The sequence below is a fragment of the Enterococcus sp. HMSC061C05 genome (assembly GCF_001814765.1).
Classification (GTDB): Bacteria; Bacillota; Bacilli; order Lactobacillales; family Enterococcaceae; genus Enterococcus_B; species Enterococcus_B lactis.
This window is the reverse complement of sequence record NZ_KV817716.1, coordinates 35,321-50,680: the sequence shown is the minus strand read 5'-3', so window position 1 is coordinate 50,680 and position 15,360 is coordinate 35,321. Positions and strand designations below refer to the sequence as shown.

Genomic DNA, 15,360 nt, shown 5'->3' with positions numbered 1-15,360 from the left:
ACCGCAGATGCAAGCTTTTGAACACCGTTTGTTCGGGAAAGAGCGTGGGACAAAAGTAAAGAGCACTTTTGTCCCACGCTCTAAACACGTATAAACGGTGGAAGCAGAAGCAACTCCTTCTTATTTCTTGGAGTTGCTTCTGTCCCAGTCTCTTTTTTGATCAACATGGTTTTATTCAGTTATCTTCAAAATGATTTTTCCGATGTTTTTGTTTGCTTCCATATATTCATGCGCTTGTTTGACTTCGCTGAATTGGAATGTACGGTCAATGATTGGCCGAATCTTGCCACTTTCTAGAAAAGGCCCCGCTTTTTCCATAAAAGTTTGTGCGAGCTCTGCTTTATACTGATCACTTCTAGGTGTCAATAATGTACCAAGAAGTTGGACACGTTTCCCAATCAATACACCGAGGTCTATCTCAGGCACAATGGTTCCGCCAAGCATACCAATCAAGACCCAGCGACCATCAACGGCTATAGAAGCTAAATTCTTTTCCCAGTAAGAAGCGCCGATGAAATCCAAGATAACATCGACTCCTCGACCATCAGTGATTTTTCTTACCTCTTCTTGAAAATCTTGTTTTTTATAGTTGATCAATTCATCTGCACCAAGTTCTTTACAAAAGGCGAGCTTTTCTTCTGATCCTGCAGTAACGATGATTTTCGCGTGAGAAAGTTGTCTAGCTAATTGGATCGCTGCTGTTCCAACACCACTTGCTCCTGCGTGGATCAAAACAGTTTCGCCTTCTTGTAATTTTCCAAGCCAATAAAGTGTTTGATAAGCAGTCAGAAAAACTTCTGAGATTCCAGCAGCAGAAACATAATCTAACGTATCAGGGAGAAGGATTGCTCGATCGGCAGGCATCACAGCATATTCAGCATAACCACCTAGATTGACTAATCCGTACACTTTTGTCCCAGGAGTAAAAGTGGAGATATCACTTTTATTCTCAACTACCTCTCCAGCTACTTCGACACCCAAAATAGGGTAGGGAGGTTTTAAAGAGACTGATTCTCTTTTCATGATATCTGTTCGATTGACCGCTGCTGTATGGACTTTTATCAATAATTCGCCTTGTTTTGGTTCAGGAACAGGCACTTCTATTTGTTCTAATACATCTACAGAACCAGGATGCTTGATTGAAATGGCACGCATGGATCTATTCCTCCTTTGCCCATTCTTGGAATGCTGTATTCAACTCTTTGCTACCTTCAGAAAGTACTAGAGTCGTACGGGAAATATCCGTTTCTTCCACAAGAGCGGCAAGTACAGCAGCAACTGTAGAACGAGAAATCGTTTTGGCTGCTTTTTCATTAGGCTTAGTCAATTGAATGGAGGTGACTTCTTCATCGTTCGTCAATGTGACTGGTTGAAGAATGACAAAATCTAAGTTAGTTCGTTTCAGCCATTCATCTGCATAATGTTTAGTAATATAATAATCTGTCATGGACTCAGGCCATTTTGCTGGTTCATCTGCATAAACAGCACTGACCATCAGATAACGAGAGACATGCGCATTTTCAGCTGCGATAACTGTTTTGATTGCACCATCCAAGTCTACTTGCAGAAGATTCTTTCCTTGAGAACCGGCAGCAAAAATCAATACATCGATACCTTTGAATGCTTCAGCCATTTTTTCCACGGACCAAGTCAAATCAAAAGAGACATACGAAACATTCTCTTTTTTCACTAATGTCTGGGAAGCGACATCTCTTACCCCAGCAAAAATTTCGTGGGGACTTGAAGCTAGATCTTTTATCAGGTGTCGGCCAATCTGTCCGTTTGCACCTACAACAAAAATTTTCATTTGGATCATCCTTTCGACGTCAAATCTTACTATTTAATAGTAACACCAAAAGAGAAAAAAATCAGACATCGGCTACGATGACTATCAGTGATGAAGAGAAGGGCGCTTGAAGTATCTTAACAAGACATTGCATACTGCTGCAGTCGCAAGACCAGCGACGATTCCTTCAGGTACGCCACTTGTAAAAATAACTGCAAGAATAGCTGAATAAACAGCATTTAAATTTGTCCCGATGACTTTGGCGTAATCTTGCTGGAATAAAAAGTAGATCATATTCATCACTAAAATCGTATTGGTCAATGAGCCGGCAAGTCCTGCTAAGAATAAAGAGACGGTATCTGCTTTTTGTTTCATCAGTTTGCGCAGACCATTATAAACGAAATAAGGAACAACACCAATCAAGATCCGAGGGATAAACGCGATCAACAAGGCTTTCCAGCTTCCATGTTCAGTTCCGATGACTGGGATGAACGGAGAAAAGACAAAAGATAAAGGGGTTTGGATAACCGTACTTCGAATCATACTGATCAGTCCAAATGTACCGCCAAGAAAAGCACCTAGTCTTGGTCCTAAAACGATCGAAGCAATGATTACAGGTATATGCATGGTTGTTGCATTTATTGGGCCAATAGGAATAAACCCTAGAGGTGTAACAGCTAATAAAATCAAAATAGCTAAAAACATCGCAGTCAAAGTAAAATTTTTTGTATTTTTCATAAGTACTCCTTTTTCACTAAGCATTTCTTTCGTTAAGAGTCAGCATGACCTGTTCGATGATCGTCTGAATATCAGCTAAGGCACCTTTTCCAAAATCTCCGCAAGCTAAAAGAGATTCTTTTGGTTCGATTTCCTGATAGCCGACAGATCTCAATGTTTCCAGATTACGCTGAGTGATCGGGTTTTGATACATATTCGTGTTCATGGCAGGGGCAATCAGTTTTGGTGTTCCCTCCGGAAGCGCCATTGCGACTGTTGAAAGGAGATCGTCTGCAATGCCGTTTGCTAGCTTGCCGATAATGTTTGCTGTAGCAGGTGCGATGAGAAACAAGTCAGCTTGTTTGGCTAGTTCGATATGATTGATCACCTGTGGATTTGATTCTTGCATGACATCTGTATGGACTGCTCGCTTCGACAGAGATTGCAAGGTTAATGGCGTGATAAAATGTGTGCTGCTTTGAGACATAATCACATCTACTTGGACACCTGATTTGACAAATTGACTTGTAAGATCGGCGCTTTTGTAAGCAGAAATACTTCCGGTAACGCCTAATAAGATCTTTTTCATTTTGATTCCTCCAATCTAATTTTTTCAGTAATCAATGCAGCAATCTCTGATTTACTTTGTGCTTCTTCCACTGTCCCATCTTTAGATAAGAGATAGCCGTGGTGTGTCTCGCCATGGATTTCTGTCAAATCATTTGCGAAAATAAAATCAGTTTTGTTATTTATCAGACTGTTTTTGGCGACTGTAAGAAGTGATTCCTTTGGTACATCTACTAATAGTTTGAAACCAATGATTTTCGCTTTTGGCTGCCATTCACGCAGATAAGAAATGATTTTTGGCGTTTTCTTCAAAACGAGCACAAGATGCTCGGTGTCAGAAGAGATCTTTGAAGCAGAGTTCTTTGTTTGTTCATTTTCTGCAAACCAATTGGCCAGTTCTTCTTGCGTTGAAGAAGCGGGTAGTTTTTTTGCCAACTGTTCTTCTGAAAAACTAAAAGCAGGAGTAAAATCACTGACTGCCATACTGTGGATAATTGCATCATAGTGTTCTTCTCTTGTGAGTGCTTCTAATTGTAAAAACAAGTCTTGGGCAGACTCGATCGTATAGATCGTTATATTGGAACGTCTTTCCGGTTTCAGTGCTTGTCTCGTAGTCACGTAATCAACTGTGGTATCTGGGTTGGCAGCTAAGTGATCAGCTAAAGCTTGTCCTAATCGTCCTGTCGAATGATTCGTAATAGCGCGTACCTGATCGATTTTTTCAGTTGTCCCTCCAGCTGTGATCAGAACCTTCATTTTTGGTCACCTACATTTACCAGTGTTCTTCCTTGATGTGTCCCAGCAAGTAGTTTAGTTGCTGTTTCAGGCAACTGCTCCAGAGTTACTTCTTGGACGACTAGATCATCTGCCATCTGCAAATCTGCCATCTGTTGCCATAAAGAAGGACGTTGTTCAATAGGTACATTGACAGAATCGATCCCAATCAATTGGATGTTTCGCAGAATAAAAGGCAAAACGGTCGTGTTTAATTTGATTCCCCCTGCATTGCCACATAAAGCTGCTACACCGTTATAAGAGATCAATGGAAGAAGACTACTTAGTTGCTCACCACCTACTGTGTCGATGACAGCATCGATTTGCTGTTTTCCTAAAGCTTTTGTTGTTTCTGGCAGAAATTCATCAGGTCGTACGACTTGAGAAGCACCTAGACTTTTTAGCCATGTGACAGACTCTTCTTTTCTGGAAAAAGCAATGATTGACTGGAATCCGAGTTTATGTAACAGGGCGACAGCTACACTGCCTACACCGCCAGAAGCACCAGTAACGACAACTTTTTTATTAGAGGTTATGCCTTGACGGATTAAAGCGTTCACACACAACATAGCAGTAAACCCTGCTGTACCAAAAATCATCGCTTGACGCAGTGTCATATTTTTCGGTAGAGGGACTAACCAGTCTCCTGGTACTTTTTGGTATTGGCTGTAACCGCCTGGATAGGTGACACCAAGCCCAAAACCAGTAGCAAGTACAAGATCTCCTTCTGAAAAACGTGAATCTTTACTTTGGACGACAGTTCCGGATAAATCAATCCCTGGAGTCATCGGATAGGTTCGTATCACCTGACCAGACTCGCTCATTGCCAATGCATCTTTATAATTGACATCAGAATAGGCAATTTTTACCAAGACTTCATTTTCAGCCAATTCAGTAAATGGCAGATCACTGACTGCTGTATGGAAAACAGGTTCATTTATTACCTGAAAAGATCGAAAAGCGTTCATTCGTGAGACACTCCTTTTAAAAATTTTCTTTTATCATACCACAAAGCCTACTTTTTTATTCTGGTTCTTCCTTAAATTTAGACAAAAATTAGGTGAAAGAGGCAGAAAAAAGAAAGAATCGAATAAGTAGAAATGATTCGAAAAGATAAAGAAATATTCAGCAAAAAAAATGTTAAAAAGGGTTGCCTTTTGCAATAAATTTCGTATACTAATACGAGTGGTAGTAAACTGGAAGTTTACTATTAGAAAACTTCATACGGAGGAAATTATGGAAATTGGTGAGAAGTTAAGAAATTTGCGCATCCAAAAGAATTTGACACAAGAAGAACTAGGCGAACGCACAGATTTGTCAAAAGGGTATATTTCCCAGTTGGAACGAGATTTAAGTTCACCATCAATGGAAACATTCTTTTCTATTCTTGAAGTCTTAGGTGTGACTCCAGAAGAATTTTTTCATCAAGAAGCAGCGAATCTGCAAGTGGTTTATTCAAAAGAAGATCATACAGTTTATTTCGATGAAGAAAACGGGTATGAATTGGAATGGCTGGTGGCTGATTCGAATGAAAAAGAAATGGAGCCTGTCTTGCTAACTTTTGAAGGTGCAGGAGAATATAAGACGTTTGAACCTTCATTATCTGAAACGTTTATTTTTGTATTAGAAGGGGAATTAGAGTTAAGCTTAGGAGAGACGGTCTATGTGGCAAAAGCAGGACAGTCGATCTATTATCAAGCGACAAAACAACATCAATTAAGGAATCATCTCAAAAAACGAACAAAAGTATTGATTGTCGCGACACAATCATATTTGTAATATAGGGGGTAAAAACGTGGGGAAACCAATCATTTCATTTGATCAAGTAGTGAAACGCTATGATGATGAAACAGTATTAAAAAAAGTAAGTTTTGAGATCGAACAAGGAAAATTTTATACACTGCTTGGTCCTTCCGGCTGTGGTAAAACAACGATCCTACGTATTATAGCTGGATTCACTGAAGCTACAGAAGGGGACATCTATTTTGAAGGGAAACGGTTGAATGATTTGCCAGCTAATAAGCGACAAGTAAACACCGTCTTCCAAGATTATGCACTTTTTCCTCATATGAATGTTTTTGATAACGTTGCTTTTGGATTGAAGATCAAAAAAATGTCCAAATCTGATATCGAAAAGAAGGTAAAAGATGCATTGCGTATGGTCCAGCTTCCTGGATATGAGAAACGGGAGATCAGTGAAATGTCTGGTGGTCAAAGACAGCGTGTAGCGATTGCACGAGCAATCGTGAACGAACCTAAAGTATTGTTACTAGATGAACCGTTATCGGCGCTTGATTTGAAACTACGTACAGATATGCAGTATGAACTGCGGGATCTGCAACAACGATTAGGGATCACGTTTATTTTTGTGACTCATGATCAAGAAGAAGCGTTGGCGATGAGTGATGAGATTTTTGTCATGAATAAAGGGAAAATCGTCCAAAGTGGTACGCCTGTAGATATTTATGATGAGCCAATCAATCATTTCGTTGCTGATTTTGTTGGGGAAAGCAATATCGTGGACGGTGTGATGATCGAAGATAATCTAGTTGAGTTTGTTGGTAAGCAATTTGAATGTGTCGATGGCGGGATGCGCCCGAATGAGCCAGTTGAAGTTGTTTTACGCCCAGAGGATTTGACGATCACGACACCAGATAAAGGAAAGCTAGTCGTAACGGTCGATACTCAGCTGTTTCGTGGTGTCCATTATGAAATCATCTGTTATGATGAACAGCAAAATGAATGGATGGTCCATTCGACGAAAAAAGCTAAAGAAGGAAGCAAAGTAGGATTGGCCTTTGAGCCAGAAGATATCCATGTCATGCGTTTCAACGAGTCTGAAGAAGAATTCGATGCACGTCTTGACAGTTACGAAGAATAGGGGGGACAAGAATGAAAACAATGCGCAGGATCTATTCCGTCCCTTATATTTTGTGGCTCGGTTTATTCGTGATCGCGCCTGTATTAATGATCATTTATCAATCTTTTTTTGATATGAATGGGCAATTCACGCTGAATAACTATCTATCTTATTTTACGTCGGGGACATCGCTTTCTATGACGATCAATTCTGTATGGTATGCATTTTTGATTACGTTTTTTACACTGATCATCAGTTACCCGACTGCTTATTTTTTAACAAAACTGAAGCACAAGCAATTATGGCTGATGTTGATTATTTTGCCTACATGGGTGAATCTGCTGCTTAAAGCTTATGCATTTATTGGAATTTTCAGTGTTCACGGCAGTGTGAATCATTTCTTTGATTTTATCGGGATTGGACCGAAACAGATATTGTTCACAGACTTCAGTTTCTTGTTCGTCGCAACGTATATCGAGATTCCATTTATGATTATGCCGATTTTCAATGCATTGGAAGAGATGAATCCTTCTTTGATCAGTGCCAGCAGAGATTTAGGAGCGAATAGCTTTGAGACCTTCCGGCGAGTGATTTTTCCATTATCATTAAATGGTGTGAAAAGCGGCGTCCAAGCAGTCTTTATTCCTTCTCTTTCTTTATTCATGCTCACTCGTCTGATTGGTGGAAACCGAGTGATCACTTTAGGAACAGCTATCGAACAGCATTTCTTGGTTACGCAAAACTGGGGGATGGGTTCTACGATCGGTGTGATTTTAATCATTGCTATGTTTATCGTGATGCTCCTGACAGGCGAGAAGAAAAAAGGAGGTCGCTCATAAATGAAAAAATTTAAATGGTCGTATCTTTATTTAGGGATCGTCTTTTTATTCTTATATGCACCGATCTTCTATCTGATTTTTTATTCCTTCAATGAAGGAGGAACGATGAACAGCTTTACAGGGTTCACTTGGGAAAATTATGAAGCTGTTTTTGAAGATACTCGTTTGATCATTATCGTATTGAATACGTTCATGTTGGCTTTCTTATCTGCATTGATCGCCACGATCATCGGGACATTTGGGGCTATGGGGATCTATTACACGAAGAAACGACGTGCACGGACAGCGTTGTTGAGCATGAATAACATCTTATTAGTCTCTCCTGATGTTATTATCGGTGCTAGTTTCTTGATTTTCTTTACACTACTAGGGTTCGGATTAGGTTTTCAGAGTGTATTGCTTTCCCATATTGCTTTCAGCATTCCAATCGTCGTCTTGATGGTCTTGCCAAAATTGCAAGAAATGAACGATTCAATGGTTGATGCGGCTAGAGATCTTGGTGCGAATAATTTGCAAGTAGTCAAAAATATCATTTTGCCTTATCTTTCTCCAGGGATCATAGCTGGGTATTTTATGGCATTTACCTATTCTCTTGATGATTTTGCGGTTACGTTTTTCGTCACAGGAAATGGCTTTACGACGCTCTCAGTAGAGATTTATTCTCGTGCAAGACAAGGAATCAGTTTAGAAATCAATGCGCTAAGTGCATTAGTTTTCTTGTTCTCCATGATATTGGTCATTGGTTACTACTTCATTAGTAAAGAGAACCGTCCAAAACGGTTGAAGAAAAACAGAAGGGTACGCGAGGGGGTGGCACGGCTACGATGAAAAAATTACAATCTCTGTTTTTAGGTATTCTCATCATTATTGCGGTGCTGCTGCTTGGTGTTCGTCAACTTGAAAAAACAAGTGGCATGAGTGGAGCAAAGGTACTGACGATCTATAACTGGGGGGATTATATCGATCCTAGTTTGATCACGAAATTTGAAAAAGAATATGGATACAAAGTAAATTATGAAACATTTGATTCTAATGAAGCGATGTTCACAAAGATCCAACAAGGTGGAACAAACTATGATATCGCTATTCCAAGTGAATATATGATCCAAAAAATGATCAAAGAAAAACTAGTGCTACCCTTAGATCATTCAAAGATCAAAGGATTAAATAATATCGATCCACGATTTTTAAATTTGGATTTTGATCCAGATAATCAGTATTCGATTCCATATTTTTGGGGAACTTTAGGGATCGTATATAATGATAAATTCTTTGATGCAGATCAAATCCAGCATTGGGATGATTTGTGGAAACCGGAATTGAAAGACAGTTTGATGCTGATTGATGGTGCACGAGAAGTTATGGGGCTTTCTTTGAATAGTTTAGGCTATTCTTTGAATAGTAAGAATATGGCACAGCTGACAGAAGCAGCAAATAAATTGAATCATCTAACACCAAATGTCAAAGCAATCGTGGCTGATGAGATCAAAATGTACATGATCAATGAAGAAGCTTCCGTGGCAGTAACATTTTCTGGCGAAGCTGCCGATATGATGTGGGAAAATGAACATTTACATTACGTGATTCCACCAGAAGGGTCCAATCTTTGGTTTGATAATATCGTTATGCCAAAAACCGCGAAAAATAAAGAAGGTGCCTATGATTTCATCAACTTTATGCTAGAACCGGAAAACGCGGCACAAAATGCAGAGTATATTGGTTATTCTACACCAAATGAAAAAGCAAAAGCGTTATTGCCAAAAGACATTTCGTCGGACGAACAATTCTATCCATCTGATGACACGATCTCTCATCTTGAAGTCTACGAAGATCTAGGATCGAAATACCTAGGCATCTATAATGATCTATTCTTAGAATTCAAGATGTATCGGAAATGATGGCAAAACTCAGTAAAACTTGGGATTTATCAACCTTCTAAAGAGAGAAAAAGCGACCTATTTCTACCTGATTTTTCCAATTTTCTACCAAAAGCGGCTGAAAATTCCATAAGGTAGGGGATAATTTGATATATAGAAAGAACAATAAACAAAGTTGGTTTGATTTTTTCTGAAAATATTGTAGCAAACGTCGTCACAGTTTTTCATGTATCAGTTGGTAGGAATATGAAGACAGAAATAAAGAGAAAATAAAAAGTACTAAAGCTTCTAAATTTTTAGCTTTAGTACTTTTTAGTATCCAATTTCTCAGTTTAACTCAGAAAAAGTGAGTCCTGTAACTGATAGCTCAGTGTAATTTATTGCCTTTCAACTCCTTATTTTTGTTTATTTTGACGGAATCTATTACTACTTGGTCATTAAATATCTTCTTTTTATTCATTATTGTTGTTTCACCGTTTTTCTACATACATAATAAAGATCATAATTGTTTAAATTCACAGTGATTGTTCCCATTTTTACTACTTACCTACAATGATTAATCTACAAAAATTATTGGTGTGATATTGTAAATAAGCTCAAATTTCTTTAAGTCGTCTTTGAAACGTTTAGATAGGTTATGTGAACCAATCATTTTTAATCCTTGAAAATATTCTAATAAATCATTTGCTCGTCCAGATTCTTCTGTTAAATGATTGAAAAGTAATTTATAAAAATTACAGTAAACACCTGTATCTCCAAAAAATAACAGTCTGTGACGAACATCAGCTATCTTCTCTAAATATTTTTTAGCTAAAACGGTTTCTTTTCGTTCGAGCATTAATAAAAAAGCATTGTTATACATACCAATCAATATGGAATGAAAAATCTCAAAATCTTTATTTTTTTCTATTTTTCTTTCAATGTCTGATAATCTACCGTTTATGTAATTTGTTTCAAAAACAAATAAAAGAGTAGTAAAGGTTGCCATTTCAAATCTTCCCCAATCATCAACAGCTTCCAAATAATTTTTTAACTCGGATAGATATTCTTTATCAGAGTTGTTTAGTTTTCTTTCGCTATCTGCTAATTGATACCAACCGATCGTCTTAGCAACTAAATAATTCCTGATATCTACTATATTATTTGTATTTCTGGCTTTTTTTCGAAGTGCTTGCAACATATGTTGAGAAATTGATTTGTCTTCTCTGATTTTCTTTATTAATTTCTTTAAACTCCAATTCTTTTCTCTTAGGATATCTTTGTCTAAATAAAAAATAAATTCATCTAAACTTAAATTCATCTTCTCCAGTAATTCAATTAAAACAAAAAATGGAATATTTGTTTTGCCATTTTCGTATTTCACAAAAGTTTCTCTAGTTATTATTCCCTTTGATAACTCTTTTTGAGAAAGCCCTCTTTCTACACGGAGTTTTCTCAATAATTTATGAATTTCCATATTTCCTCCGTTATTTTAATTTTTATGATGTGAAAATTTTGACCATAATTTAAATTTCTGTTTCTTAGCTACTATAATAACACATAAATAAAACATGCAAAGAACAAAACAAAGAGGTGGTGAAAATATGTTTGCTATTTTTTTTAAATCATTCAAAGATTGGTTCATTGATGTTCGCTGATTTTTTAAGGGTAAGGAGAAAATTTTTTGATAAATGAAAAGATAAGAAATGTGATTTTTTTCAATGATAACACAATTTTTAGTTTTGATATTTTTATACATCCGGAGATTTATATAGAAAATCAAAGAATATTTGATAAAAGAATTCCCAAATTGGAAATGATAGTAGATTCAATAGGATTACTAATTTGCAATAAATTAATAGAAACCAAGAAAATCAGTTTGAAAGAACTATTTCAATGGTTTCAAGAAGAATTTCCTGATGTGCCAAAAGAAAATTTAAAAAAAGACCTAGTAGTTTTTCTACAAGCCTTAAATAATAGGGGGATTATCAATTATACACTTCCTAAAAGAACCTCTATTAAAGAAAAAATCTCTTGTAGTATTAAAAAAATTCAAAAAAATTTGCGAAGCAGTCATAGTATTCATAACGAAAAAACGTTAAAAATTTTCTTGGAAGTGTGCTTTCATGTTTTAAAAGAGAATTTCCCAATAATTACTTTCATATGTGGAGTAAATTTATTATGTTTACTTTTTCTGTTCTTATCTTTTCAAGAAATTCGTTTAGAGTTTTTATGGATTCTATTCCCAGCTTTTTCCTATCTCGTTTTGCTAATGAGCATCATACTTCATGAAACCACTCATTTGATTTTATATAGGAAGATCACTCATCATAATCACGGGTATTTATCAATAAAAACTTTATCTATGTCAATTGTTAGAGAAAAAGTATTAGATAGAAAATCAAATATCCTCATTACGTTTTCAGGAGCGTTTTTTGTTTTCTTTTTAGGTGTTCTACTCTATTTCTTATCAGATAATTTGTGGATAAGAATACCTGCTTTTATTTTTATGTTTCACATTATCAATTTATTGCCCTTTTTTGGTGACGGACATACGATTATTACAGAACTACTAAATTCTAATGATTAGTAGTTTTGAAATGATAAAAAAATTAAAGGAGATTCTATTATGGATTATTCAGCACCAACTATTACAAGTCAAAATATTTATTTGGCAGAAGATCAAGTTGTTTGGTATACCGTTGCAATTGCTATTCTTCTATTACTTGCTGTTACAATTGTTGTGGCTTGTGTTTTGTATTGCTTGACTAAAGGGAAGAGTTTCACTGGTTCTTGGAGTTATGTAAACGGAAGTGGGTCTGTAAGACTGGGCTGTAAGTAGCAATTACTGTCTACGATCATTTATTTAGCCCATGTGAAAGTATGCAATTTGTTAGAAGCTATCCATATCTTTATTTAATCGGATAGCTTTTCTTTTGTTTAATCAATTCTATTGGATGTAGAGGATAAAATATGTTAGCTATTAATGATTTAAATAAAATATACAAAAACTCTGAAAATGGAGTAAAAGAAATTTCTTTTCAAATTTCAAAAGGAGAAATTCTTTGTTTGGCAGGACCGAATGGTTCAGGAAAAACAACTTTACTAAATTCTATTCTCGGAATAATAAAGAAAGACAAAGGAAGTATTTCTTTATTTGGACAAAATGTTGATAATGATGCTATAAAAAATAGATTTGCCTATATTTCTGATGAAATTATCTTAATCGAGGAATTGACAGGTTTTGAGTACCTTGCATTTATAAAAAGTATGTATAAGGGAATCAATAAGAACCAGATTATTACATTATTAAAAATATTTGATTTGGAAAAAGATATAGACAAACTAATCAGTTCTTATTCTCACGGTATGAAGAAAAAGTTGCAGATTATTTCAATGATTATGAAACCATTTGATGTCTTAGTTTTAGACGAACCCTGTAGAGGACTAGATATCGAAGCTGTTTATGTTCTGAAAAAAATAGTGGATTCGTTTAAACGCAAGGGGAAAATGATACTTATTACTAGTCATGATTTACTCTTTATTGAAGAAATATGTGACAAAATTTTAATTTTAACTCGTGGAATGGTAGTAGGAGGTGGTACTCCTGAAGAAATCAAATCCCAATATAAAAAAAATAAAATAGAAGAGGCATTTCTTGAGGCGGCATTTTTGAAAGAAAGGGAGAATGAAATTGATTGTTATCTTAAAGATTATTTCGATGTTATCGAAAGTATATAGAAATAAAATCAATCAAGTTCTAAATTCAAAAGAAAAGAGAATTGGAATGTTTCTTTCTGTTTTTATTATAATCGGAATTTCTGCTTTACTAGCAAATATTCTAACACATGATGTTGTATCTATTTTTTTAAATGGGAATTTAGAGATACTTTATTCTGCAATTTTAACCTATTTAATATCGCTATCAATCTTTACTTTTTCTATTTTTATTGTTTTAAAATTTCTTGATCCAGATGAATCTAAAATTTTAAAAAACTTGGATAGGTTGCCTATATCTAAATTAGCTATGTATATTGGATATTATTCTTTTCCGTTAAGCATACAGGTAGCAATACCTTCTATCTTATTTTCTATAATTATCATTCCACAACTTGTAACAAATGGAATATCAGTTTCTCTGTCATTAAGAATAGCAGGAATTTTCTTATTACAATCAATATTTATCACTTTATTAATGAATTTGTCTTATAATATTTTATTTTTTTTAGGAATACGCATGAAAATTCCCTTTGCTAAAAGTGTTTCTTTATTGGTGCAAACGATTATTATATTGAGAATTGTTGTTACTTTGCTTGAAAATATTCAAAATATCTTACTAAATTACGAAACATTTTCTTATAATATCTTATTCTGGAACTTGGGATTTTTAGGCCATATTATTTTAGAGAATACCTTTTCTGTTAATCTTTTACTTCTTGTTTTAGTAGAATTAGTAATATTTATTGCTTGTATCCATAGTTTTGCTTTGCTTTCTTCCATTCAAGATAAAAATGAATATCAATCAAAAGTATTTGCTAAAATCAATAATACCAAAAGCTTAAATATTAGTCTTATTCTTAAAGATATGAAATTATTGTTACGCTCTGAAAATACAATTCTTTTAATTCTTCTACTATTAGGATTAAATATCTTTACACTACTGAGTCATCTTCCAATATTAGATATTCTTATTAAGATAGATGCTGGCTTGTTAGGTACACTTGGCTTTCTAAGTTATGGCGTAGATGAAAAGATGTTAAGTTTTTATAGAATTTTAGGAGTTAAGAGAAGTCAATATTTTTTAGGGAAGTTCATCAGCACATTTGTTGTTACCTCTTTCTTCTTTTTATTAATGCTTCTTTTTAAAGTTCCAAGTTTAAGAGAATGCCTTTTTGGTTTAGGAATTTTAGCAACTTCTACTCTTAGTTCTATTATTTTGGGTGTTTTCTTTCCATACAGTAAAGAAAATCCATTATCGCAAACTAGCCTTATATTGGTTTGTGTACTAGGCTTATTTCCGATTACTTATTTAATTAACCTTTTTAATAGTTATTCTAGTATTATCCAAATCATATTAGTAACAATTTTTATTGTTACTGGTTTTATCATAACAAATCACGTATTTAATACTAAATGGGAGAAAGAACGACTATGAAAAAAATAATTCTTGACATCTTTAAATATAGTGGCGTTTCATTTTTTGCAACATTTTCAATTCTAGTTGCGTTGATAATTCCTAATGGAGTAAATAGTTTTTTAAACGGAACAACTTTTCAGGCACCATTGAACCTGTTAACTATATCAGGAATTGCAAATGGTTCTGAAAATTCATTAGAAATACATTTTACACGAATCTTTTTTTGGCAAATATTACTTTTATATACTTGTTTGACATTTATGATTTTTGGAATAGTGTATGCTAAAAAAAATAAAAAAGCTGTTTATTTGGTAATATCATTAGCAGCAATGGTTACACTTGTATTAGGTTCTACTCAATTATCAAGAATTCAACAGGAGCCTTTAAAAACAACTACAATTCAAGGTATAGACTCTATCATGGATAGTAAGGGGAATAGTATTGTTTACATTGGTAGAGAAAATTGTCCAGACTGTATATTATATAAACCAAAATTAATTTCTTATTTGGAAAAGGAAAAACTAGAAATTAATTACCTAGATACTACTGGAAATAAAACCGATGTTGATAATTTCAGAAAATATTATAATAAATTAGGTGTCGAAAGTATTCCTGCTGTAATTTTTATAAAAAATGGTAAAGTAGAACGCATCTTATATGGGGATAAGGAAGCTGAAAATATAGAACGTACCATAAAACTTTTTAAAACCTCATAAGACGGAAATAATGAAGAAATCAGCAAATTTGCATAACTATAATAAAAAGGACTTAGTTTTGATGGAAATTTTTTCAAAACTAATTTCTTTTTTATGTAGTTGAAACGG

General features: G+C 34.8%; 17 protein-coding genes. 10 read left to right on the top strand and 7 right to left on the bottom strand.

The window, feature by feature from the left end; genetic code table 11:
- Positions 1-171: 171 nt before the first annotated feature.
- From HMPREF2988_RS00595 to HMPREF2988_RS00570, 6 genes are all read right to left on the bottom strand, one after another.
- Entirely contained in the window at positions 172-1,155 is a 984-nt protein-coding gene (locus HMPREF2988_RS00595; protein ID WP_024635605.1) for an NAD(P)H-quinone oxidoreductase, read from the bottom strand.
- A 4-nt stretch (positions 1,156-1,159) separates the two neighbouring features.
- Complete coding sequence (locus HMPREF2988_RS00590; RefSeq protein ID WP_002334895.1) at positions 1,160-1,807, bottom strand: SDR family oxidoreductase; 648 nt, start codon at positions 1,805-1,807, stop codon at positions 1,160-1,162.
- Positions 1,808-1,891: 84 nt separating this feature from the next.
- Positions 1,892-2,524, bottom strand: coding sequence for an ECF transporter S component (locus tag HMPREF2988_RS00585; protein WP_002308409.1), 633 nt, complete (start codon positions 2,522-2,524; stop codon positions 1,892-1,894).
- Between the two features lie 16 nt (positions 2,525-2,540).
- Complete coding sequence (gene coaC, locus HMPREF2988_RS00580) at positions 2,541-3,092, bottom strand: phosphopantothenoylcysteine decarboxylase (RefSeq protein WP_002340924.1); 552 nt, start codon at positions 3,090-3,092, stop codon at positions 2,541-2,543.
- Positions 3,089-3,826: a phosphopantothenate--cysteine ligase gene (locus HMPREF2988_RS00575; RefSeq protein WP_070769796.1), complete on the bottom strand. Its 738-nt coding sequence runs from the start codon at positions 3,824-3,826 to the stop codon at positions 3,089-3,091. Before HMPREF2988_RS00575 ends, coaC begins: the two co-directional genes overlap by 4 nt.
- The gene (locus HMPREF2988_RS00570; protein WP_070769795.1) at positions 3,823-4,812 is read right to left on the bottom strand and encodes an oxidoreductase; all 990 of its coding nucleotides are present in this window, start codon (positions 4,810-4,812) and stop codon (positions 3,823-3,825) included. The genes HMPREF2988_RS00575 and HMPREF2988_RS00570 overlap by 4 nt, the downstream gene beginning before the upstream one ends.
- A 268-nt stretch (positions 4,813-5,080) precedes the next feature.
- Here HMPREF2988_RS00570 and HMPREF2988_RS00565 point away from each other — a divergent pair, with 268 nt between their 5' ends.
- The 5 genes from HMPREF2988_RS00565 to HMPREF2988_RS00545 are packed head-to-tail and all read left to right on the top strand — an operon-like array spanning position 5,081 to position 9,441.
- Positions 5,081-5,623, top strand: a complete 543-nt coding sequence (locus HMPREF2988_RS00565) for a helix-turn-helix domain-containing protein (RefSeq protein ID WP_002287040.1) — start codon at positions 5,081-5,083, stop codon at positions 5,621-5,623.
- Between the two features lie 16 nt (positions 5,624-5,639).
- Complete coding sequence (locus HMPREF2988_RS00560) at positions 5,640-6,725, top strand: ABC transporter ATP-binding protein (RefSeq protein ID WP_002308416.1); 1,086 nt, start codon at positions 5,640-5,642, stop codon at positions 6,723-6,725.
- Between the two features lie 11 nt (positions 6,726-6,736).
- Positions 6,737-7,543, top strand: coding sequence for an ABC transporter permease (locus HMPREF2988_RS00555; protein WP_002287038.1), 807 nt, complete (start codon positions 6,737-6,739; stop codon positions 7,541-7,543).
- Complete coding sequence (locus tag HMPREF2988_RS00550) at positions 7,544-8,371, top strand: ABC transporter permease (RefSeq protein WP_002308417.1); 828 nt, start codon at positions 7,544-7,546, stop codon at positions 8,369-8,371.
- On the top strand, positions 8,368-9,441 hold the full coding sequence (locus tag HMPREF2988_RS00545) for an ABC transporter substrate-binding protein (protein WP_024635601.1): 1,074 nt from the start codon (positions 8,368-8,370) through the stop codon (positions 9,439-9,441). The genes HMPREF2988_RS00550 and HMPREF2988_RS00545 overlap by 4 nt, the downstream gene beginning before the upstream one ends.
- Positions 9,442-9,976: 535 nt before the next feature.
- Here HMPREF2988_RS00545 and HMPREF2988_RS00540 read toward each other — a convergent pair.
- On the bottom strand, positions 9,977-10,876 hold the full coding sequence (locus HMPREF2988_RS00540; protein WP_070769794.1) for a helix-turn-helix domain-containing protein: 900 nt from the start codon (positions 10,874-10,876) through the stop codon (positions 9,977-9,979).
- Positions 10,877-11,083: 207 nt separating this feature from the next.
- Between HMPREF2988_RS00540 and HMPREF2988_RS00535 the strand changes: the two genes are divergently transcribed.
- The 5 genes from HMPREF2988_RS00535 (at position 11,084) to HMPREF2988_RS00515 (ending at position 15,252) form a co-directional block, all read left to right on the top strand.
- Complete coding sequence (locus HMPREF2988_RS00535; RefSeq protein WP_024635599.1) at positions 11,084-11,989, top strand: PqqD family peptide modification chaperone; 906 nt, start codon at positions 11,084-11,086, stop codon at positions 11,987-11,989.
- 39 nt (positions 11,990-12,028) lie between these two features.
- The gene (locus HMPREF2988_RS00530; protein ID WP_070769793.1) at positions 12,029-12,241 is read left to right on the top strand and encodes a hypothetical protein; all 213 of its coding nucleotides are present in this window, start codon (positions 12,029-12,031) and stop codon (positions 12,239-12,241) included.
- A gap of 131 nt (positions 12,242-12,372) precedes the next feature.
- Positions 12,373-13,140 (top strand): ABC transporter ATP-binding protein, encoded by a 768-nt coding sequence (locus HMPREF2988_RS00525; protein WP_002320235.1) that lies wholly within the window; start codon positions 12,373-12,375, stop codon positions 13,138-13,140.
- Complete coding sequence (locus HMPREF2988_RS00520; RefSeq protein ID WP_257243261.1) at positions 13,088-14,554, top strand: hypothetical protein; 1,467 nt, start codon at positions 13,088-13,090, stop codon at positions 14,552-14,554. Before HMPREF2988_RS00525 ends, HMPREF2988_RS00520 begins: the two co-directional genes overlap by 53 nt.
- On the top strand, positions 14,551-15,252 hold the full coding sequence (locus tag HMPREF2988_RS00515; RefSeq protein WP_024635596.1) for a thioredoxin family protein: 702 nt from the start codon (positions 14,551-14,553) through the stop codon (positions 15,250-15,252). The genes HMPREF2988_RS00520 and HMPREF2988_RS00515 overlap by 4 nt, the downstream gene beginning before the upstream one ends.
- The last annotated feature ends 108 nt before the right edge of the window (positions 15,253-15,360 follow it).

What these genes read in the sequence shown, in the direction of transcription:
- HMPREF2988_RS00515 (WP_024635596.1), top strand. Translation starts at nt 14,551, where the DNA reads ATGAAAAAAATAATTCTTGACATCTTTAAATATAGTGGCGTTTCATTT.
- HMPREF2988_RS00520 (WP_257243261.1), top strand. Translation starts at nt 13,088, where the DNA reads ATGAAATTGATTGTTATCTTAAAGATTATTTCGATGTTATCGAAAGTA.
- HMPREF2988_RS00530 (WP_070769793.1), top strand. Translation starts at nt 12,029, where the DNA reads ATGGATTATTCAGCACCAACTATTACAAGTCAAAATATTTATTTGGCA.
- HMPREF2988_RS00575 (WP_070769796.1), bottom strand. Translation starts at nt 3,826, where the DNA reads ATGAAGGTTCTGATCACAGCTGGAGGGACAACTGAAAAAATCGATCAG.
- HMPREF2988_RS00595 (WP_024635605.1), bottom strand. Translation starts at nt 1,155, where the DNA reads ATGCGTGCCATTTCAATCAAGCATCCTGGTTCTGTAGATGTATTAGAA.
- HMPREF2988_RS00545 (WP_024635601.1), top strand. Translation starts at nt 8,368, where the DNA reads ATGAAAAAATTACAATCTCTGTTTTTAGGTATTCTCATCATTATTGCG.
- HMPREF2988_RS00570 (WP_070769795.1), bottom strand. Translation starts at nt 4,812, where the DNA reads ATGAACGCTTTTCGATCTTTTCAGGTAATAAATGAACCTGTTTTCCAT.
- HMPREF2988_RS00590 (WP_002334895.1), bottom strand. Translation starts at nt 1,807, where the DNA reads ATGAAAATTTTTGTTGTAGGTGCAAACGGACAGATTGGCCGACACCTG.
- coaC (WP_002340924.1), bottom strand. Translation starts at nt 3,092, where the DNA reads ATGAAAAAGATCTTATTAGGCGTTACCGGAAGTATTTCTGCTTACAAA.
- HMPREF2988_RS00540 (WP_070769794.1), bottom strand. Translation starts at nt 10,876, where the DNA reads ATGGAAATTCATAAATTATTGAGAAAACTCCGTGTAGAAAGAGGGCTT.
- HMPREF2988_RS00585 (WP_002308409.1), bottom strand. Translation starts at nt 2,524, where the DNA reads ATGAAAAATACAAAAAATTTTACTTTGACTGCGATGTTTTTAGCTATT.
- HMPREF2988_RS00555 (WP_002287038.1), top strand. Translation starts at nt 6,737, where the DNA reads ATGAAAACAATGCGCAGGATCTATTCCGTCCCTTATATTTTGTGGCTC.
- HMPREF2988_RS00565 (WP_002287040.1), top strand. Translation starts at nt 5,081, where the DNA reads ATGGAAATTGGTGAGAAGTTAAGAAATTTGCGCATCCAAAAGAATTTG.
- HMPREF2988_RS00525 (WP_002320235.1), top strand. Translation starts at nt 12,373, where the DNA reads ATGTTAGCTATTAATGATTTAAATAAAATATACAAAAACTCTGAAAAT.
- HMPREF2988_RS00550 (WP_002308417.1), top strand. Translation starts at nt 7,544, where the DNA reads ATGAAAAAATTTAAATGGTCGTATCTTTATTTAGGGATCGTCTTTTTA.